Genomic DNA, 18,043 nt, shown 5'->3' with positions numbered 1-18,043 from the left:
TCCCGGTGCGGGCCATTCGCGTTTGAACGGGACCTCGTCCATGACCTACGACCTGGTGATCTTCGATTTCGACGGGACGCTCGCCGATACCGGCGAGTGGTTCATGTCGACGACGAACAGGGCTGCGGTGCAGTTCGGTTTCCGGCAGATGTCCCCGGAGCAGTTCCAGCAACTGCGCTCGAAGGGAAATCGCGAGATCATCGCGCATATGGGCGTGCCGTTCTGGAAGCTGCCGAAGATCGCCGCCTTCATGCGCGAGCAGGCCAGCCGCCATGCCGCGGAGATCCGGCTGTTTCCCGGTGTCGTCGACATGCTGGCTTGCGTTCAATCGGCCGGTGTACGCACCGCCATCGTCAGCTCCAATCGCGAGGCGGTGGTGAGAACCGCGCTCGCGCAGCACGTCCGCCTGATCGACCATTTCGCCTGCGGTGCGTCGCTGTTCGGCAAGGCGCGTCACTTCCAGAAGTTGCTGAAGGCGACGTCGCAGGACCCCGGCCGCGTCATTGCCATCGGCGACGAGGCGCGCGACATCGAGGCGGCCCGGAAGGCCGGCATCGCTGCCGGCTCCGTGGCGTGGGGCTATGCCGAAGCGGATTTTCTCCGCAGCCTTCGTCCCGATCATTTCTTTGCGACCGTCGACGACATCGCCGCCGCCCTCTTCGGCGGCCGGGGCTCTGGTCAGGCCGAGAGCGCGCGCTGAGCCTCGGCGAAGAGCCGGACCGATCGCAGCCGTGCCGCCATGTCGTAGACGGGCATGGACACGATCAGCTCGTCGGCCTTGGTGATGTCGAGGAAGCCGGCGATCTTCTCGCGGATGGTGTTCGGGCCGCCGACCACCGCATATTGCAGCGTGTGCTCGACCATGATCCGTTCCTGTTCGCTCCAGAGGCCGTCCATGCTGTCCACCGGCGGCGGAAACACGGTCGGCGCGCCGCGGCGGAGCGCCACAAAGGATTGCTGCATCGAGGTGAAGAGGTGCTGCGCCTCGGCATCGGTGTCGGCGGCGGCTCCCATTACGCCCACCATCACATGCGGCCGCTCCAGGTATTGCGACGGCGTGAAGCGCTCGCGATAGATCTCCAGCGCGGTCAGGAGCATGTCGGGGGCGAAGTGGGAGGCGAAGGCGAAGGGCAGGCCCAGCATGCCGGCGAGATGGGCCGAGTAGTGGCTGGAACCGAGCAGCCAGACGGGGACGTTGCTGCCCGCGCCGGGGACGGCGATGACCTGCTGGCCCGGTTGCAGCGGACCCATCAAGGCCATCAGTTCGACCACGTCCTGCGGAAAATTGTTGGCGGAGGTCTCGAGGTTGCGGCGAAGCGCGCGGGCGGTGTTCATGTCCGTTCCGGGAGCACGGCCGAGACCGAGGTCGATGCGGCCGGGAAAGAGCGCCTCCAGCGTGCCGAACTGCTCGGCGATGACGAGCGGCGAATGGTTCGGCAGCATGATGCCGCCGGAGCCGACGCGGATCGTCTCGGTACCGGCTGCGACGTGCTGGATCACGAGGGCGGTGGCAGCGCTGGCGATGCCGCGCATGCCGTGGTGTTCGGCGAGCCAGAAGCGCCGGTAGCCCTCCCGTTCGGCCTCCTGGGCCAGGCGCCTCGAATTGGCGAGCGACTGGGCGACGGTGCCGCCTTCGATGACCGGGGAGAGATCGAGGATCGAAAAGGGCACCATGGGAGGACCTCTGCATGAATGGATTTGAATGTCACTGCATGTAGGTTCAATTTCCTGAAATCCAAGACGGTGGCTGCGGGGCGAAGGCGCAGAGTCTGTTTGTTTTTGGTTTGTTCACATTTGGCTGGCAGGGTCGCGCCATCTTGAATAGGGTTCGACCATGCAGGGCACGATTCGCATCATCGGCATCGATCCGGGGCTTCGCCGCACCGGCTGGGGCATCATCGAGACGCTCGGCAATTCGCTGCGCTTCGTCGCCTCGGGGACGGTGACCTCGGACGGCGACATGGACCTCGCCTCGAGGCTCTGCCAGCTGCACGACGGGTTGGCGGAGGTGGTCCATTCCTACCGGCCCGACGAGGCGGCGGTCGAGCAGACCTTCGTCAACAAGGATGCGACGGCAACGCTGAAGCTCGGACAGGCGCGCGGGATCGCCATGCTGGTTCCGGCGCGGGCCGGCCTGCGCGTCGCCGAATACGCGCCGAACGCGGTGAAGAAGGCAGTGATCGGCGTCGGCCACGGCGAGAAGCAGCAGATCCACATGATGCTGAAGGTCCTGATGCCGAAGGCGGAATTCAAGGGCAACGACGCCGCCGACGCGCTCGCCATCGCCATCTGCCACGCCCATAACCGCCAGAGCCTGAAAGGGCGGATCGCCGCGCTCGCCGGCTCCATGAAGACCCAACCATGACGAGGAAGACCCCATGATCGGCAAGCTCAAGGGCACGATCGACGAGATCGGCGAGGATCACGTCGTCCTCGACGTGCACGGCGTCGGCTATGTCGCCTTCTGCTCGGCGCGGACGTTGTCGAAGCTCGGCTCCGCCGGCGAGGCGGCCGTGCTCTTCATCGAGACCTATGTGCGCGAGGACCAGTTGAGGCTGTTCGGCTTCCTCACGGCGCTGGAGCGGGAATGGTTCCGGCTGCTGCAGAGCGTGCAGGGGGTCGGCTCGAAGGTGGCGCTGGCAGTGCTGTCGACGATGACGCCGGGAGAACTCGCCAACGCGATCGCGCTGCAGGACAAGACCGCCGTGTCACGCGCGCCGGGCGTCGGCCCCAAGGTCGCGGTGCGGATCGTGACCGAACTGAAGAACAAGGCGCCGGCCTTCGCCGGCGAGGCGGCTGCGGCGATCGGGCTGAAACAGGAGATCGGCGAGGGCGTGGCGTCGGCCCCGGTTGCGGATGCGGTTTCCGCGCTGACGAATCTCGGCTACTCGCGCGACCAGGCGGCGAATGCGGTGGCTGCGGCCTTGAAGAACGGCGGGGAGGGCGCGGACAGCGCCAAGCTGATCCGGCTCGGATTGAAGGAGTTGGCGCGATGATTCCTTGTTTTTCATTTCGCTCCTTACTATTGTTGAGTAAGTAAGGAGAACTCCCATGGGTGTCTACGACAGCACCTTGACCTCGAAGGGGCAGACGACGATCCCGGCCGAAATCCGCGAGGCGCTGAAGCTCAAGCCGGGCGACAAGATCCGTTATGTCATCAGCGGCGACAGGGTATACCTGCGGGTCAAGAATGGTCGGCTGGCGGACCTCGCCGGGTCGTTGGGGAAGCCGCCGAATGGCGCAAGCTTGTCCATCGACGAAATCGACGACGCGATCATGGATGCAGTAGCGGAGGACGACGCGCGCATCGTTCGTGAATGGCATGAAGGTTCGACATGATCGGCATCGACACCAACGTGCTGCTGCGTTTTCTTGTTGACGACGACGTGGAACAGAATGAAAGCGCGCGACGGTTCATGGCGGAGCGCACCGAAGATGACCCCGTTTATCTGAGCGCGGTCGTGCTGGCGGAGACGGTCTGGGTGCTGCGCCGAAGGCTGGGCTACTCGCAGCGGCAGATCACCGAGATGCTGCGCCGGTTGCTCGGGTCCGTAGAGGCGGTCATCGAGTTTGCCGAGGAACTGGAGGTTGAGCTCCTGGAGCCGGACGCGACGATTTCCGATCTTGCGGACTGTCTCGTCGCATGGGCGGCGCTCAAAGCAGGCTGCAGCAGAGTGGTAACTTTTGATCGCAAGACAGCAAGGGCGATCCCCGGAATGGAACTTCTGTCATGACCGATGCCGCCCGACTGATCACCCCCGACAAGCGCGGCGAGGACGTGGATGCGACGCTGCGCCCGCAGACGCTGGACGACTTCACCGGCCAGGCGGAGGCGCGCGCCAACCTGAAGATCTTCATCGAGGCGGCGAAGAACCGCGGCGAGGCGCTCGACCACGTGCTGTTCGTCGGCCCGCCCGGTCTCGGCAAGACGACGCTGGCGCAGATCATGGCGAAGGAACTGGGCGTCAACTTCCGCTCGACCTCCGGCCCGGTGATCGCCAAGGCGGGTGACCTCGCCGCCCTTCTCACCAACCTGGAGGAGCGCGACGTCCTGTTCATCGACGAGATCCACCGGCTCAATCCGGCGGTGGAGGAAATCCTCTATCCGGCGATGGAGGATTTCCAGCTCGACCTGATCATCGGCGAGGGCCCGGCGGCGCGGTCGGTGAAGATCGACCTGTCGAAGTTCACCCTCGTCGCCGCCACCACCCGGCTCGGCCTGCTCACGACGCCGCTGCGCGACCGCTTCGGCATTCCGGTGCGGCTGAATTTCTATACGGTGGAGGAGCTGGAATCGATCGTGCGCCGCGGCGCCAGGCTGATGGGGCTCGGCATGACCGACGACGGCGCCCGCGAGATCGCGCGCCGGGCGCGGGGGACGCCGCGCATCGCCGGGCGGCTGTTGCGGCGGGTGCGCGATTTCGCCGAAGTCGCCCGCGCCGACGCCGTTACCAGCGACATCGCCGACGAGGCGCTGACGCGGCTCCTGGTCGACAATATGGGCCTGGACCAGCTCGACCGGCGCTACCTTTCGATGATCGCGCACAATTTCGGCGGCGGGCCGGTGGGGATCGAGACGATCGCCGCCGGGCTCTCCGAGCCGCGCGATGCGATCGAGGACATCATCGAGCCCTACATGATCCAGCAGGGCTTCATCCAGCGCACGCCGCGCGGGCGCGTCTTGACCGCGAATGCCTGGAAGCACCTCGGCCTGCAACCGCCGAAGGACCTGGAAGCCTCGCAGTTCCGGCTGTTTTCCGAAGACGAGTAGGCGCCTCACGGCGTCCGCGACAGGGCCTCGAGCGTCGCCTGGAGGCGCAGCATGCCGCCAGGCTGCCAGCCGAGCATGCGGAGCCGCTCCGTCGCCATCGGACAGAAGGCGTCGACGTCGGCCTTTGCCGGCAGCGGGTGGGGACAGCCGGTGGCTTGCTGCACGATCGAAAGCAGCGCGCGGGTATCGACCAGCACGTCGGAGACGTTGAACACCTCGCCGTTGATGCGCATCGGGTCGGTCTCGAGCATCAGGCGGACGGCAGCGGCGACGTCGTCGCCATGCACTTCCGTGCCCGCGCGCGGGGCGGCCGGCCGGCCCGCCAGATAGTCCCCGATCAGCCCATGCCACTTGTGATCCCGCCTCGGGCCGGCCTCGCCGTAGACGCCGGTGACGCGCAGGCTGGCGGTGGTGAAGTTGTGTGCGCAGAGCGCCTGCAGGCTGCGCTCGGTGTCGAGCTTGACCCGGCCGTAGAGCGTGTCGGGCCTGGCCGGCAGATCCTCGGTCAGGACGGTGCCGGGCGGCTGCGGGCCGTAGACGGCGCGGCTGGAGAGGAAGACGCAGCGGCGGACGCCGGCGTCCCGCGCCGCCTCGAACAGGCGGACCGAGCCGTTCAGGTTGGCGCGGCGGAAACCGTCCGGATCGTCGCCTTCGCCGCCGCGGTACTTTCCGGGCACGTGGGCGAAGGCGGCATGGACGAAGTAGTAGATGTTCTCGAAGGCGTCGATCTGGTCGAGGTCCGGATCGAGGTGCAACGGCACGTGGGCGACGGCGCGCGAGAAGAAGTCCGGCGCAGGCGGCGTGCGGCCGCCGACGGTGACCTTGTAGCCGTGGGCGAGAAGGTGCTCGACGATGAAGCGGCCGACCGTGCCGGTGCCGCCGGAGACGAGCACGCGCGTCATGCGCCGGCCGGAGGCGAAAGCGGCAGGGCGGCGCCGGGCCGTTCCGGACCGGCGAGCGCATCGATGTCGGGGACCGGGCCGTCGTCGTGGAAGGCCTGCCACAGCGTGATCAGGGGCATCAGGACCTCCGCTTTCGGGTTGTTCGTTTCCCAGGGCTTCTCGTACTGATAATGGAGCACGTGGATGCTCTTCCAGTCCCAAAGATCGGGCATGGTGAACCAGACATACTGCAGCATGTTGAAGTAGACGGGAAGGCCGTGCCATTCCGGGAAGAAGCTCTGCAGGAAGGTCTGGTCGGTGCGCGGCCAGAAGGCGTCGGGGGCATCCAGCCGGTCCAGCATCGCGGCAAAGGTGGCGAGTGCAGGGCGGGCGACAAAGACGCCGGAATTCAGCCGCTGGAAGTCGCGCAGGCTCTCGTAGACGTTGGGGGCGGCGGAAAATTCGGGATAGGCGAAGAGCCGGTCGATGTTCTTCAGCACGATCGCGTCGGCATCGATGAAGATGCAGGCCTCGTATTCGACGAGCTGCCACAGGCGCAGCTTGACGAAATTGTCGAGCGGGGCGTGGAAATCCGGCTTGCGGCCCTTGGTGAAGGGGGCGGCGCCGTGCAGGGCGCGGCGGGCATGGCGGGCGTTGAAGCCGTCCGACATCGGCAAGAGGTCGGCCTCGACGAGCCGGCAGCCGAGCGCGGCGAGCGCGGTCCGGCCGGCCTCGGAAAGTGCGGGCGTGTGCAGGACGACGAGATCGGCCTGCGTGCGGCTGCGGCGCAGCGAATGGACGAGGGCGGTGGCGCCCCTGGCGTAGTCCTCGTTCGTCACCAGCGTCACATAGGCGCGACGGCTTGCGGCCGGCCTGCTGCGGCGGATCCCTGCCTCTGCGTGCGGGCTTGCCGTCATGATACCGATTTCAGTCTCCGGCCCTCGGGGTCGTGGTTGATGGTGGCGGCGATGTCGCGCGTCCAGGCCGAGACGGCGGGGACGCGGCTGCGATCGACGCGATAGGCGAATTTCTTCGCCACATCGACGATCTCCGAAAGCAGGCCGTCGGCGAGCGTGGTCGGGTCGAGGCCGAGGGCGCGGAACTTGTCGTTCTTCACCACGAGGTCGTTCTCGGCCGCCTCCTTGCGCGGGTTCGGCAGCCAGGCGATCTCGCTGCCGGTCAGCCCGGCGACGAGCTTGGCGAGGTCGCGCACCCGGTGCGTCTCGGTCATCTGGTTGAAGATCTCGACACGGGCGCCGCGGGCGGGGGGATTTTCGAGCGCGATCTCGATGCAGCGCACCGAATCCTGGATGTGGATGAAGGCGCGGGTCTGGCCGCCGGTGCCGTGCACGGTCAGCGGATAGCCGATCGCGGCCTGGATCAGGAAGCGGTTGAGAACGGTGCCGTAGTCGCCGTCATAGTCGAAGCGGTTGACGAGCTGCGGGTGCAGCCGGGTCTCGCGGGTGTGCGTGCCCCAGACGATGCCCTGGTGCAGGTCGGTGATCCTCAGCCCGTCGTTCCTGGCGTAGAACTGGAACAGCAACTGATCCAGGCACTTGGTCATGTGGTAGATCGAGCCCGGATTGGCGGGATAGAGGATCTCCTGGCTCACCGTCTCGCCGTCCATGGTCTCGATGCCGACCGGAAGATAGCCTTCCGGGATCGCCGCGCCGACGGTCGAATAGCCGTAGACGCCCATGGTGCCGAGATGGACGAGGTGGGCGTCGACGCCGGTCTCGACGAGGGCGTTCAGCAGGTTGTGCGTCGCGTTGACGTTGTTGGTGACCGTGTAGTTCTTGTGCCGGTCGCTCTTCATCGAATAGGGGGCGGCGCGCTGCTCGGCGAAATGGATGACGGCGTCGGGACGCTCCTCGCGCAGCCAGTTCTTCAGGCGCTCGTAGTCGGTGGCGAGATCCAGCAGGTGGAAATGGATGCGGCGGCCGGTTTCGGCGTGCCAGACGCGGGTGCGTTCCTGGATCGAATCCATCGGCGTCAGCGACTGGACGCCCAGTTCGGTGTCGATCCAGCGGCGGGAGAGATTGTCGAGGATATGGACCTCGTGACCGGCGTTGGAGAGGTGCAGTGCGGTGGGCCAGCCAACGAACCCATCTCCGCCCAGGACTGCAATCTTCATAGCCGATACCATCGGACACTCCTCTGCGTTTGCCTGTAATCTGGCATAGTGGCCGAATGTGACAAGAGTGCAATCCTTGATTTTGCTCCATATTTCGTCCACAGGAGCTGTCTTCTCCCTGTCATGGAAGCTGATGATGAGCACTCTCGACCATGCCCTTTCGGGCGAACTGACGGCGGACGGGCACCGGCTGGTGCAGCGCGTCTATTACGAAGACACCGACTTTTCCGGCTTCGTCTACCATGCGCGCTACCTGCATTTCATGGAGCGCGGCCGCACGGACTATCTGCGCTGTCTCGGGGTGGAGCAGGGTGCCTTGTCGATCGAGGGCGACACGGAAGGGCTGATGTTCGTGGTCCACCGCATGGAGATCGATTTCAAGGCGCCGGCGCGCATGGACGACGTGCTGACGGTGCTGACGCATACCGAGAAGGCCGGCGGCGCGAAGATGGTGCTGCAGCAGGAGGTCCGGCGCGGCGAACAGCTGCTGATCGCCGCGAAGGTCGTCATTGCCGTGGTCAATGCCAAGGGCCGGCCGCGGCGCCTGCCGGAGGGGCTGGCGGCGCAGTTTCTGGGCGCGGCGGCCGCGGGCTGATTCGATGTCCGTTGCAGCCGCGGATACCCATCCGCAGGCTCGCCCGGGGGGCAGGGCGGGCGGGCAGGGGACTTTTCCCCCGTCGCGGTAATACTCCCTTAACCATAATGCTGTCTTACTGAATGCACTGGATTTTGTGCACTGCACGTCATCCTTTAACCAAAATTGACGGCAAGAAGGCAGTTGAATGCGTTTGATCGGCGTGGCGGCCGGCAACATCAACCGGACATCTTGACGAACAGGCGGGACGGCTGCGGACGAAAACGGGTCGCGGTTTCCCTGAAGTTTGCGAAGAGCCGGCATCGGCATTTCCGGGAGCGCCCGGAGGCCGGTCCGGCAAAGGGATGAAGACCCGGTGCGATGGCCGAAAGCCCGTGCCGGGTGTTTGGATTCGGGGACGGAAGTCTATGGAACAGGTAGGTTTGGCAGCAACGGCCGATGTGAGCCTCTGGTCGCTCTTCATGCAGGCGGGCTTCGTGGTGAAGCTGGTCATGATCGGTCTGATCGCGGCGTCGATCTGGACATGGGCGATCGTCGTCGACAAGACGCTGGCCTTCGGCAAGGCTCGGCGGCAGCTCGACAGCTTCGAGCAGGTGTTCTGGTCCGGGCAATCGCTCGAGGAGCTCTACCGGACGCTGGCCGACCGGCAGACCAGCGGCATGAGCGCGATGTTCGTCGCCGCCATGCGCGAGTGGAAGAAGAGCTTCGAGCGCGGGGCGCGCTCGCCGATCGGGCTGCAGATGCGCATCGACCGGGCAATGGACGTGACGCTGGCGCGCGAATCCGAAGCGCTGGAGGCCCGGCTCGGCTCGCTGGCGACGATCGGCTCCGCCGGCCCGTTCATCGGCCTCTTCGGTACCGTCGTCGGCATCATGACCTCGTTCCAGGCGATCGCCGGCTCCAAGTCGACCAACCTCGCCGTCGTGGCGCCGGGCATCGCCGAGGCGCTGCTGGCAACGGCGATCGGCCTTCTGGCCGCCATCCCCGCCGTCATCGCCTACAACAAGTTCACTGCCGACGCCGGCAAGATCACGGCACGAATGGAGGGGTTCGCCGACGAATTCTCCGCCATTCTTTCGCGCCAGATCGACGAGAAGCTGCAGCCGCGCCAGGCGGCGCAGTAACGCTGCGGTCGCCAAGCAGGAGACGAAACCATGGGCATGTCAGTCGGTGGGGGCAAGGGCGGCGGCGGGCGTCGCAGGCGCGGCGGTCGCAAGGCGGTGATGAGCGAGATCAACGTGACGCCGTTCGTCGACGTCATGCTGGTGCTCCTGATCATCTTCATGGTGGCCGCCCCGATGATGACGGTCGGCGTTCCGCTCGACCTGCCCAAGACGTCCGCCAAGGCGCTCAATGCCGAGACCCAGCCGATCACCGTTTCGGTGAAGGCGGACGGCGCAGTGTTCCTGCAGGAGACCGCGATCCCGGTCGAGGAGATCGCCGCCAAGCTCGAGGCCGTCGCGACGACGGGCTACACCGAGCGGATCTTCGTGCGCGGTGACGGTGCGGCCCCCTATGGTGTGATCGCCGACGTCATGTCGCGCATCCAGTCGGCAGGCTTCACCAATATCGGCCTGGTGACCGAGCAGAAACCGGACAACTGAAGACAGCGATGAAGGCCAGCCTCGCCACATCCGCCGCTCTGCACGCACTGGTGCTCACCTGGGCACTGGTGACGATCGGCAGTCCGGAGAGCTTCGACGTCGCCGACGTGGAGGCGATGCCGGTCGACATCGTGCCGATCGAGGAACTGACCCAGATCCAGCAGGGCGACAAGAAGGCGCCGATGGCGGAGAAGTCCGCGCCGGTGCCGACCAAGCGCCAGGACCCGGTGGTGAACGCCGAGAATTCCGGCGACAACGACGTCGACCTGAAGACGCCGCCGACGCCGAACGAGAAGCCGCAGAACACCGAGACCGCCGCAGCCCCGCCTAAAGCGGAAAAGGCGCTGCCGACCCCCGATCCGGCCGAAGAGCCGGTGGAGCAGGTGCAACCCAGCGAGCCGGCGTCGACGCCGGCGACGGAAGTGGCCGCCGAGGCGGAGCCCAAGCAGGAAGTGACGCCCGAGGCGACGCCGGAGGAAAAGCCCGCGGAGGAGGCCCCCGCCGAGGTGGCCGAGGCGGAAGCCATGCCGGACAACGTTCCCGTGCCGGAGATCAAGCCGCAGCCGCCGCAGCCGCAGACGGCCAAGACGCCGGATCGCAAGAACGAGGAAAAGAAGCAGGAGAAGAAGCAGGCCGCTTCGGCCAAGGAGAGCGACTTCAACGCCGACGAGGTTGCTGCACTCCTGAACAAGACCGAGGCCAAGGGCGGCGGCGCCAAGCGCTCGACCGAGACCGCCTCGCTCGGCGGCAAGAAGACGACCGGCGGCTCGAAGCTGTCGATGAGCGAGATGGATGCGCTGCGCGGCCTGATCCAGAACAACTGGTCGATCATCCCCGGCATGGCGGATGCGACCGAGGTGCGCATCAAGGTGACGATGCAGCTCGACCCCGACGGCAATATCGTCGGCGAGCCGGAAGTGGTCGCCACCGGCGGCTCGGATGCCGCCCGCCGGGCGCTTGCCGGCGGCGCGCGCCGGGCGATCCTGAAGTCGGCGCCGTTCGATAAGCTGCCGAAGGACAAGTATGATGCCTGGAGCGAAGTCGTCGTGAACTTCGACCCCAGCGAGATGATGTGATGCCGACAGGCACAGCAGTTAGGAAGGCCTAGATCGCATGCTGAGACGCACTTTTCTTCATTCTGCAGCCGGCTTGACCGGGCTTGCGGCCGCAGCGACCCCGGCATGGGCGCTCGTCGAGATCAACATCAACAAGGGCAACGTCGAGCCCCTGCCGATCGCCGTGACCGATTTCGTCTCGGGCGGCGATCTCGGCGCGAAGATCACCGACGTCATCGCCGCCGACCTGAAGCGGTCCGGCCTGTTCGCGCCGGTCGCCAAGCAGGCCTTCATCGAGAAGATCTCCAATCCCGACCAGCCGCCGCGCTTCGAGGACTGGAAGGTCATCAACGCGCAGGCGCTGGTCACCGGCCGGGTCACGCAGGAGGGCGATGGCCGCCTGCGCGCCGAGTTCCGCCTGTGGGACACCTTCGCCAACCAGCAGATGACCGGCCAGCAGTTCTACACCCAGCCGGAAAACTGGCGCCGCGTCGCCCATATCATCGCGGACGCGATCTATGAGCGGATCACCGGCGAGAAGGGCTATTTCGACACCCGCGTCGTCTATGTCGCCGAGAGCGGTCCGAAGAACGCCCGCAAGCGCCAGCTCGCCATCATGGACCAGGACGGGGCGAACGCGCGGGCGCTGACGAATTCCAACGAGATCGTGCTGACGCCGCGCTTCTCGCCGAACCGGCAGGAAATCACCTACATGTCGTTCGAGGGCCAGCAGCCGCGGGTCTACCTGCTGCAGCTGGAAACCGGGCAGCGCGAGGTGGTCGGCAACTTCCCCGGCATGACCTTTGCGCCGCGCTTTTCGCCCGACGGCCAGCGGGTCATCATGAGCCTGCAGCAGGACGGCAACGCCAACATCTACACGATGGACCTGCGCTCGCGCACGACGACGCGGCTGACCTCGACGGCGGCGATCGACACCGGCCCGTCCTATTCGCCGGACGGCAGCCAGATCGTCTTCGAAAGCGACCGCGGCGGGCGCCAGCAGCTCTATGTCATGAGCGCCGACGGCTCCGGCCAGAACCGCATCTCCTTCGGCGACGGCTCGTATTCGACGCCGGTGTGGTCGCCGCGCGGCGACCTGATCGCGTTCACCAAGCAGTCGGGCGGCAAGTTCTCGATCGGCGTGATGAAGCCGGACGGCTCGGGCGAGCGCATCCTGACGACCGGCTTCCACAACGAAGGACCGACCTGGGCGCCGAACGGGCGCGTCCTGATGTTCTTCCGCCAGCCGGCCGGCTCCGGCGGGCCGCAGCTCTACTCGATCGATCTCACCGGCTACAACGAGCAGCAGGTGCAGACGGCCGGCTATGCCTCCGACCCGGCCTGGTCGCCGCTTCTGGAGTGACCCGCCGCGGCCTGTGTGAACGGCCGCAACCAAACGTGACGGCGCCGCCGCTTTCTCGCCTCAAAGTCCGTTAAACCAAGGGCTGAAAGGCGAGGGATTCGGCGGCGTTTGTCGTTTGAAGGCAGATGGTCTGAGTATTTTGCGTAATCGATTGTTAACCATAATCGTTGAATGCCGATTAACCGCGTGCGGTTACAGTCTGGCAACCCTGATTGAAACCCAAGCCCTGTTGAACTGATGCTAAGGAGACCGGCTCATGAGCCGCACTGAAGTCCCGGCCGCTGGCCGCATGCAGACCCTCGCCCGCAACCCCGCAATCCTCGCCCTGTTCATGGGCCTGGCCCTTGCCGGCTGCGCCAACAAGAAGAATATGCCCAACAGCGCCGGCGAACTCGGCCTGAACAATGCGACCCCGGGCTCGCCCCAGGACTTCACCGTCAACGTCGGCGACCGCATCTTCTTCGACACCGATTCCACCTCGATCCGCGCCGATGCGGCTGCGACGCTGGACAAGCAGGCGCAGTGGCTGCAGCGCTACCCGAACTACGCGATCACGATCGAAGGTCATGCCGACGAGCGCGGCACGCGCGAGTACAACCTGGCGCTCGGCGCACGCCGCGCCACGGCCACCAAGCAGTACCTCGCCAGCCGCGGCGTTCCGGCCGGCCGCATGAAGACGATCTCCTACGGCAAGGAAAAGCCGGTCGCCGTCTGCGACGACATCTCGTGCTGGTCGCAGAACCGTCGCGCCGTCACCGTGCTCGGTGGCGCCGGCATGTAATCAAGGGATCGGCGCCGCGTCGCCGTCCTGGAAGGGCCCGCCAGCAATGGCGGGCCTTTGCGTTTGCGACACAGTGCGCGCGCAAATCGACGGTTGCCCGCGGGGCTTGAGTTTTTTAACACACTTTGGCCGAACTCCGTTGCTTTTTGACAGCATTTGGAAAAACCTGCGGCTGCGCGGGAATGCGCGAATTCGGACCAACAGGACACGCACATATGAAGAAGATCGTCGCGGCAGGCCTTATCGGCCTGGCAGCCTTCGCAGGGCCGGTGGATGCGTTGCACGCGTCGCCGCTCCAGGCGCTGGCGAACCGCTTACTGCCGGGGGGCGGCAAGGCGGACAAGGAGGTCGTGCTGGCGCAGTCTGACGACTCGCTGATGCGCATCGGCCAGCTCGAGGAGCAGATCCGCTCGCTGAACGGCCGGATCGAGGAAATGAGCTTCCAGCTTCTGCAGATGCAGGAACAGCTGCGCAAGACGCAGGAGGACAACGAGTATCGCTTCCAGGACCTGGAGAGCGGCAAGGGCACCGGCAAGAGCGGTGCGCTGGAAAGGCCGGCGGGCGCGGATGCGCAGGCCGGCGGCCAGACGGCGGCAACCGAGCCCCCGGCGGATCCCTCCGCCGCGGGCAGCGACGACACGGCCGCCGCCGGTTCGACGGCCAAGCCGCCGCAGGCGCTCGGCAGCATCCGCTTCGACGAGCAGGGCAACCCGATCGGCGCCGACATGAGCGAGAGCGCCTCGCTCGGCAGCGGCCCGGTGCCCGGCGTCGACAGCGGCCTGCCGCCGGTGGACAGCCAGTCGACGGCCGCGCTCGACAGGCCGGACGACATCTACAATGCCGCCTACGGCCACGTGCTGTCGGGCGACTACCAGCTCGCCGAGAAGGAATTCCGCGACTATCTCGAGGTCTTCCCGGAAGGCGAGAAGGCGGCGGATGCCAGCTTCTGGATGGGCGAGGCGCAGTACTCGCAGGGTAATTTCAACGATGCCGCCAAGACGTTCCTGAATGCGCACCAGACCTACGGCACCTCCAAGAAGGCGCCCGAAATGCTCCTGAAGCTCGGCATGTCGCTTGCCGCCCTCGACAACCGCGAAACCGCCTGCGCGACGCTGCGCGAAGTCGGCAAGCGCTATCCGAACGCCTCCAAGGCGGTGAAGACCAAGGTCAGCAGCGAGCAGAGCCGGCTGTCCTGCTGAGCCGTTCGCGGAGCGACGCCGTGACGCGCGCCGAACCCGGACCCGTCGAAGGCGCCGTCGCCCGATTTCTGAACAGTTTTGACAAACCCGCCCGCTTGCTCGTAGCCGTTTCCGGCGGCGGCGATTCCGTCGGCCTGCTGATCGCGCTGGACGAAGCGCTGAAATCCGGCCGCTTTCCTGGCTTTTCCCTCTCTGCCTGCACGATCGACCACGGGCTGCGCACGGCCTCGACCGACGAGGCGCGCTGGGTGGCGGCGCTCTGTGCCGGGCGCGGCATTGCGCACACGACGCGTTGCTGGAGCGGGCCGAAACCGCAACGGGGCGTGCAGGCCGCGGCGCGCGAGGCGCGCCATGCCCTTCTGGTCGAGGCAGTCCGCGATCTCGGGGCCGAGGCGATCGTGACCGCCCACAACAGCGACGACCAGCGGGAGACGGTGGCGATGCGGGGGGCGCGCCGAAACGACGGGGCCGGCCTCGCCGGGATCGCACCGGCAACCCTGGTTCACAACGCCGTCTGGCTGCTGCGACCGCTGCTCGGCGTGTCGCGCGAAGACATCCGCGCCTTTCTCCGGCGCTGCGGGCAGGGCTGGCTGGACGATCCGAGCAATGCCAACAGGGCCTTCGAGCGGGTGCGCGTTCGCCTCCACGCGATGAGCGCGGCGGGGGAGACGGAGGGGACGCATCCCGCATCCATCGACGATACCGGCTGGACGGCCGCCGCCCGGGCGCGCCACCTTGCTGGGCGGGACGGGGCCGCCTTCCTCGACAGCGCCGTGCGCGTCCACGATGCGACGCTCGCCTTTGTGCCGGCGCCGGGCGTCGCCGCCGTCACGGCCTCGGACGCCGCGTTGCAGGCGCTGCTTGCGCTCTGCGCCGTCCTCGGCGGGCGCGAGCACCGGCGGGGGAAGGCTGCGGCAGATCGTCTCTCGGCCTTTCTCGAGCGGGGCGTGCTCTCCCGGCTCACGGCCGGCCGGGTCGTGTTCGACCGCCGCCGGGAGGGGCTCTTTCTCTATCGCGAGCAGCGCGGCCTTGCGAGCCTCCGGATCCCGGCGGGCGAAAGTGCTGTCTGGGACGGCCGCTTCCGGGTCCGCAACCTCGGCGAGGTCCCGCTCCTCGTCCAACCCGGTGCTGCGGCCGGCGCCGTAGACATGTCCGCTCCGCCGGGCATCCCGGACGGTGTCGTGCGGCGCGCCGGGCGGAGCCGGCCGGTGGCGGTCGACGGCGAGGGCAGGGCTGTCGTCGCGGCCTCCCTTGCCATCGCGCCAATCCTTGCGCCCTATGACCGCTACCTGCCGGTTTTCGACCTGCCGGTTGCCCAGGCCTTGGCCCGTCTGTTCGGGCTGCCGCCGCAGCCGCCGCTGCCGCTCGCCATGGGATTCCAGCCGGGCTGAACGGCGGGCAACGCCCCGCGCGGGCGCCGGCGGCAGCGGCGCGCACCGCAAAACCGCCATATGCATCAACGATGATCGGAGAAAAGGTCCGGGGGCGTTCGGTTTGCCTTGGCAAGGCGGCGCCACGACCCTATGTTAGGAGCAAATGAGACGGCGCAACCCCTGCAGCCGAGAAAGTGCCCGGAAAGCTGATGAACCCAAACTTCCGCAATGTCGCCCTCTGGGCCATCATAGCGCTGCTGCTGATCGCTCTTTTCAGCATGTTCCAGACGAGCCCGGCCCAGACCGGTTCTCGGGACATTCCCTATTCGCAGTTCCTGAAAGAGGTGGACGGCAGCAGGGTCAAGGAAGTCGTGATCACGGGCAACAAGATCGTCGGCAGCTATGTGGAGACCGGAACGACCTTCCAGACCTATGCGCCCTCGATCGATGATGCGCTGACGGAGCGGCTGGAGGCCAAGAACGTCGTCATCAACGCCCGGCCGGAGACGGACGGTTCCAACAGCTTCCTCAGCTATATCGGCACGCTTCTGCCGATGCTTTTGATCCTCGGCGTCTGGCTGTTCTTCATGCGCCAGATGCAGGGCGGATCGCGCGGGGCGATGGGCTTCGGCAAGTCCAAGGCCAAGCTTCTGACCGAGGCGCATGGCCGCGTCACCTTCGCCGATGTCGCCGGCGTAGACGAGGCCAAGCAGGACCTGGAAGAGATCGTCGAATTCCTGCGCGACCCGCAGAAGTTCCAGCGGCTCGGCGGCCGCATCCCGCGCGGCGTGCTGCTCGTCGGCCCGCCCGGCACCGGCAAGACGCTGCTGGCGCGCTCGGTCGCGGGCGAAGCCAACGTGCCGTTCTTCACCATTTCCGGTTCCGACTTCGTCGAGATGTTCGTCGGCGTCGGTGCTTCCCGCGTCCGTGACATGTTCGAGCAGGCGAAGAAGAACGCGCCCTGCATCATCTTCATCGACGAAATCGACGCCGTCGGCCGCCATCGCGGCGCCGGTCTCGGCGGCGGCAACGACGAGCGCGAACAGACGCTGAACCAGCTGCTCGTCGAGATGGACGGCTTCGAGGCGAACGAGGGCATCATCCTGATCGCCGCCACCAACCGCCCCGACGTGCTCGATCCGGCGCTGCTGCGTCCCGGCCGCTTCGACCGCCAGGTCGTCGTGCCGAACCCGGACATCGTCGGCCGCGAACGCATCCTCAAGGTGCATGTCCGCAACGTGCCGCTGGCGCCGAACGTCGACCTCAAGGTGCTGGCCCGCGGCACGCCCGGCTTCTCCGGTGCCGACCTGATGAACCTCGTCAACGAGGCGGCGCTGATGGCGGCGCGGCGCAACAAGCGCCTGGTGACCATGCAGGAATTCGAAGACGCCAAGGACAAGATCATGATGGGCGCGGAACGCCGCTCGTCCGCCATGACCGAGGCCGAGAAGAAGCTGACCGCCTATCACGAGGCCGGCCATGCGATCCTGGCGCTGAACGTGCCGATGGCCGACCCGCTGCACAAGGCGACGATCATCCCGCGCGGCCGCGCGCTCGGCATGGTGATGCAGCTGCCGGAAGGCGACCGCTATTCGATGAGCTACAAGTGGATGGTCTCGCGGCTCGCCATCATGATGGGCGGACGCGTCGCCGAGGAGATCACCTTCGGCAAGGAGAACATCACCTCCGGCGCCTCCTCCGACATCGAGCAGGCGACCAAGCTCGCCCGCGCCATGGTCACCCAGTGGGGCTTCTCCGACCAGCTCGGGCAGGTCGCCTATGGCGAGAACCAGCAGGAGGTCTTCCTCGGCCATTCGGTCGCCCAGTCGAAGAACGTCTCCGAATCCACGGCGCAGAAGATCGACAACGAGATCCGCCGCCTGATCGACGAGGCCTATGCCGAGGCCAAGCGCATCATCACCGAGAAGCACCACGAGTTCGTGGCGCTGGCGGAAGGCCTGCTCGAATACGAGACGCTGACCGGCGACGAGATCAAGGCGCTGATCCGCGGCGAGAAGCCGGCCCGCGACCTCGGCGACGACAGCCCACCGCACCGCGGCTCGGCCGTTCCGAAGGCCGGCCCGAAGAAGGGCGGCGAGCCCGAAGCCGGGCTCGAGCCGCAGCCGCAATAGCGGGAGCATTCGTCAAAATCAAAAGGGGCCGGCCGTTCATGCGGCCGGCTTTTTTCGTTCACCCTTGCCGGTTCCGGTAACGGGCTGTAACGGCAGAAATTGAATTTCAGATGCCCTCTCGCCCGTTCTGTGGCAAAGAGGGCGAAACAGGCGGA

19 protein-coding genes are annotated in these 18,043 nt (G+C 66.6%); 15 read left to right on the top strand and 4 right to left on the bottom strand.

Annotated elements, in window-relative coordinates:
• Positions 1-40: 40 nt before the first annotated feature.
• Positions 41-700: an HAD hydrolase-like protein gene (locus P0086_RS14235; protein ID WP_275786602.1), complete on the top strand. Its 660-nt coding sequence runs from the start codon at positions 41-43 to the stop codon at positions 698-700.
• On the opposite strand, the gene P0086_RS14230 is transcribed toward P0086_RS14235, so the two are convergent.
• A complete protein-coding gene (locus P0086_RS14230; RefSeq protein ID WP_275786598.1) occupies positions 679-1,674 on the bottom strand; it encodes an LLM class flavin-dependent oxidoreductase in 996 nt (331 codons plus the stop codon). The genes P0086_RS14235 and P0086_RS14230 overlap by 22 nt on opposite strands.
• A gap of 160 nt (positions 1,675-1,834) precedes the next feature.
• Between P0086_RS14230 and ruvC the strand changes: the two genes are divergently transcribed.
• The 5 genes from ruvC to ruvB are packed head-to-tail and all read left to right on the top strand — an operon-like array spanning position 1,835 to position 4,771.
• On the top strand, positions 1,835-2,365 hold the full coding sequence (gene ruvC / locus P0086_RS14225; protein WP_112593780.1) for a crossover junction endodeoxyribonuclease RuvC: 531 nt from the start codon (positions 1,835-1,837) through the stop codon (positions 2,363-2,365).
• 13 nt (positions 2,366-2,378) lie between these two features.
• A complete protein-coding gene (gene ruvA, locus P0086_RS14220; protein WP_275786595.1) occupies positions 2,379-2,996 on the top strand; it encodes a Holliday junction branch migration protein RuvA in 618 nt (205 codons plus the stop codon).
• 55 nt (positions 2,997-3,051) lie between these two features.
• Complete coding sequence (locus tag P0086_RS14215; RefSeq protein ID WP_112593782.1) at positions 3,052-3,339, top strand: type II toxin-antitoxin system PrlF family antitoxin; 288 nt, start codon at positions 3,052-3,054, stop codon at positions 3,337-3,339.
• A complete protein-coding gene (locus tag P0086_RS14210; RefSeq protein WP_275786592.1) occupies positions 3,336-3,734 on the top strand; it encodes a PIN domain-containing protein in 399 nt (132 codons plus the stop codon). The genes P0086_RS14215 and P0086_RS14210 overlap by 4 nt, the downstream gene beginning before the upstream one ends.
• Positions 3,731-4,771, top strand: a complete 1,041-nt coding sequence (gene ruvB, locus P0086_RS14205) for a Holliday junction branch migration DNA helicase RuvB (protein ID WP_112613570.1) — start codon at positions 3,731-3,733, stop codon at positions 4,769-4,771. Before P0086_RS14210 ends, ruvB begins: the two co-directional genes overlap by 4 nt.
• A gap of 5 nt (positions 4,772-4,776) precedes the next feature.
• Here the strand turns inward: ruvB and P0086_RS14200 are convergent, their stop codons facing one another.
• The 3 genes from P0086_RS14200 to P0086_RS14190 are packed head-to-tail and all read right to left on the bottom strand — an operon-like array spanning position 4,777 to position 7,786.
• Positions 4,777-5,673 (bottom strand): NAD(P)-dependent oxidoreductase, encoded by an 897-nt coding sequence (locus P0086_RS14200; protein WP_275786588.1) that lies wholly within the window; start codon positions 5,671-5,673, stop codon positions 4,777-4,779.
• Positions 5,670-6,569, bottom strand: a complete 900-nt coding sequence (locus P0086_RS14195) for a glycosyltransferase (protein ID WP_275786585.1) — start codon at positions 6,567-6,569, stop codon at positions 5,670-5,672. The genes P0086_RS14200 and P0086_RS14195 overlap by 4 nt, the downstream gene beginning before the upstream one ends.
• Positions 6,566-7,786, bottom strand: coding sequence for an NAD-dependent epimerase/dehydratase family protein (locus P0086_RS14190; protein ID WP_275786582.1), 1,221 nt, complete (start codon positions 7,784-7,786; stop codon positions 6,566-6,568). Before P0086_RS14190 ends, P0086_RS14195 begins: the two co-directional genes overlap by 4 nt.
• Before the next feature lie 136 nt (positions 7,787-7,922).
• On the opposite strand from P0086_RS14190, the gene ybgC reads away from it, so the two are divergent.
• From ybgC to ftsH, 9 genes are all read left to right on the top strand, one after another.
• Complete coding sequence (ybgC, locus tag P0086_RS14185; protein WP_275786579.1) at positions 7,923-8,381, top strand: tol-pal system-associated acyl-CoA thioesterase; 459 nt, start codon at positions 7,923-7,925, stop codon at positions 8,379-8,381.
• Between the two features lie 407 nt (positions 8,382-8,788).
• Positions 8,789-9,505 (top strand): protein TolQ, encoded by a 717-nt coding sequence (tolQ, locus tag P0086_RS14180; protein ID WP_112593788.1) that lies wholly within the window; start codon positions 8,789-8,791, stop codon positions 9,503-9,505.
• Positions 9,506-9,535: 30 nt separating this feature from the next.
• Positions 9,536-9,985 (top strand): protein TolR, encoded by a 450-nt coding sequence (gene tolR, locus P0086_RS14175; protein ID WP_112593789.1) that lies wholly within the window; start codon positions 9,536-9,538, stop codon positions 9,983-9,985.
• Between the two features lie 8 nt (positions 9,986-9,993).
• Positions 9,994-11,061: a hypothetical protein gene (locus tag P0086_RS14170; protein ID WP_112600780.1), complete on the top strand. Its 1,068-nt coding sequence runs from the start codon at positions 9,994-9,996 to the stop codon at positions 11,059-11,061.
• Between the two features lie 37 nt (positions 11,062-11,098).
• On the top strand, positions 11,099-12,403 hold the full coding sequence (tolB, locus tag P0086_RS14165; protein ID WP_112593791.1) for a Tol-Pal system beta propeller repeat protein TolB: 1,305 nt from the start codon (positions 11,099-11,101) through the stop codon (positions 12,401-12,403).
• A gap of 256 nt (positions 12,404-12,659) precedes the next feature.
• Positions 12,660-13,184, top strand: coding sequence for a peptidoglycan-associated lipoprotein Pal (gene pal / locus P0086_RS14160; RefSeq protein ID WP_112593792.1), 525 nt, complete (start codon positions 12,660-12,662; stop codon positions 13,182-13,184).
• 215 nt (positions 13,185-13,399) lie between these two features.
• Positions 13,400-14,383, top strand: coding sequence for a tol-pal system protein YbgF (gene ybgF, locus P0086_RS14155; RefSeq protein WP_148178558.1), 984 nt, complete (start codon positions 13,400-13,402; stop codon positions 14,381-14,383).
• Between the two features lie 95 nt (positions 14,384-14,478).
• Positions 14,479-15,774: a tRNA lysidine(34) synthetase TilS gene (gene tilS / locus P0086_RS14150; protein ID WP_275786570.1), complete on the top strand. Its 1,296-nt coding sequence runs from the start codon at positions 14,479-14,481 to the stop codon at positions 15,772-15,774.
• Between the two features lie 191 nt (positions 15,775-15,965).
• Positions 15,966-17,888 carry an ATP-dependent zinc metalloprotease FtsH gene (gene ftsH, locus P0086_RS14145; protein ID WP_112593795.1) on the top strand — a complete coding sequence of 641 codons (1,923 nt, stop codon included), beginning with the start codon at positions 15,966-15,968 and terminating at the stop codon, positions 17,886-17,888.
• Positions 17,889-18,043: the final 155 nt, after the last annotated feature.

The organism is Mycoplana sp. MJR14, assembly GCF_029210525.1.
GTDB lineage: Bacteria > Pseudomonadota > Alphaproteobacteria > Rhizobiales > Rhizobiaceae > Mycoplana.
Note: the sequence above shows the minus strand (reverse complement) of the source record. Positions and strands in the feature narration are given on the sequence as shown.

Excerpts from the sequence above, each read along its gene's own strand:
- P0086_RS14215 (WP_112593782.1), top strand. The coding sequence starts at position 3,052 with ATGGGTGTCTACGACAGCACCTTGACCTCGAAGGGGCAGACGACGATC.
- P0086_RS14190 (WP_275786582.1), bottom strand. The coding sequence starts at position 7,786 with ATGAAGATTGCAGTCCTGGGCGGAGATGGGTTCGTTGGCTGGCCCACC.
- P0086_RS14210 (WP_275786592.1), top strand. The coding sequence starts at position 3,336 with ATGATCGGCATCGACACCAACGTGCTGCTGCGTTTTCTTGTTGACGAC.
- P0086_RS14195 (WP_275786585.1), bottom strand. The coding sequence starts at position 6,569 with ATGACGGCAAGCCCGCACGCAGAGGCAGGGATCCGCCGCAGCAGGCCG.
- ruvB (WP_112613570.1), top strand. The coding sequence starts at position 3,731 with ATGACCGATGCCGCCCGACTGATCACCCCCGACAAGCGCGGCGAGGAC.
- ruvC (WP_112593780.1), top strand. The coding sequence starts at position 1,835 with ATGCAGGGCACGATTCGCATCATCGGCATCGATCCGGGGCTTCGCCGC.
- tolQ (WP_112593788.1), top strand. The coding sequence starts at position 8,789 with ATGGAACAGGTAGGTTTGGCAGCAACGGCCGATGTGAGCCTCTGGTCG.
- P0086_RS14200 (WP_275786588.1), bottom strand. The coding sequence starts at position 5,673 with ATGACGCGCGTGCTCGTCTCCGGCGGCACCGGCACGGTCGGCCGCTTC.
- P0086_RS14170 (WP_112600780.1), top strand. The coding sequence starts at position 9,994 with ATGAAGGCCAGCCTCGCCACATCCGCCGCTCTGCACGCACTGGTGCTC.
- ruvA (WP_275786595.1), top strand. The coding sequence starts at position 2,379 with ATGATCGGCAAGCTCAAGGGCACGATCGACGAGATCGGCGAGGATCAC.
- tolB (WP_112593791.1), top strand. The coding sequence starts at position 11,099 with ATGCTGAGACGCACTTTTCTTCATTCTGCAGCCGGCTTGACCGGGCTT.
- P0086_RS14230 (WP_275786598.1), bottom strand. The coding sequence starts at position 1,674 with ATGGTGCCCTTTTCGATCCTCGATCTCTCCCCGGTCATCGAAGGCGGC.
- ybgF (WP_148178558.1), top strand. The coding sequence starts at position 13,400 with ATGAAGAAGATCGTCGCGGCAGGCCTTATCGGCCTGGCAGCCTTCGCA.
- tolR (WP_112593789.1), top strand. The coding sequence starts at position 9,536 with ATGGGCATGTCAGTCGGTGGGGGCAAGGGCGGCGGCGGGCGTCGCAGG.
- pal (WP_112593792.1), top strand. The coding sequence starts at position 12,660 with ATGAGCCGCACTGAAGTCCCGGCCGCTGGCCGCATGCAGACCCTCGCC.
- P0086_RS14235 (WP_275786602.1), top strand. The coding sequence starts at position 41 with ATGACCTACGACCTGGTGATCTTCGATTTCGACGGGACGCTCGCCGAT.
- ybgC (WP_275786579.1), top strand. The coding sequence starts at position 7,923 with ATGAGCACTCTCGACCATGCCCTTTCGGGCGAACTGACGGCGGACGGG.
- ftsH (WP_112593795.1), top strand. The coding sequence starts at position 15,966 with ATGAACCCAAACTTCCGCAATGTCGCCCTCTGGGCCATCATAGCGCTG.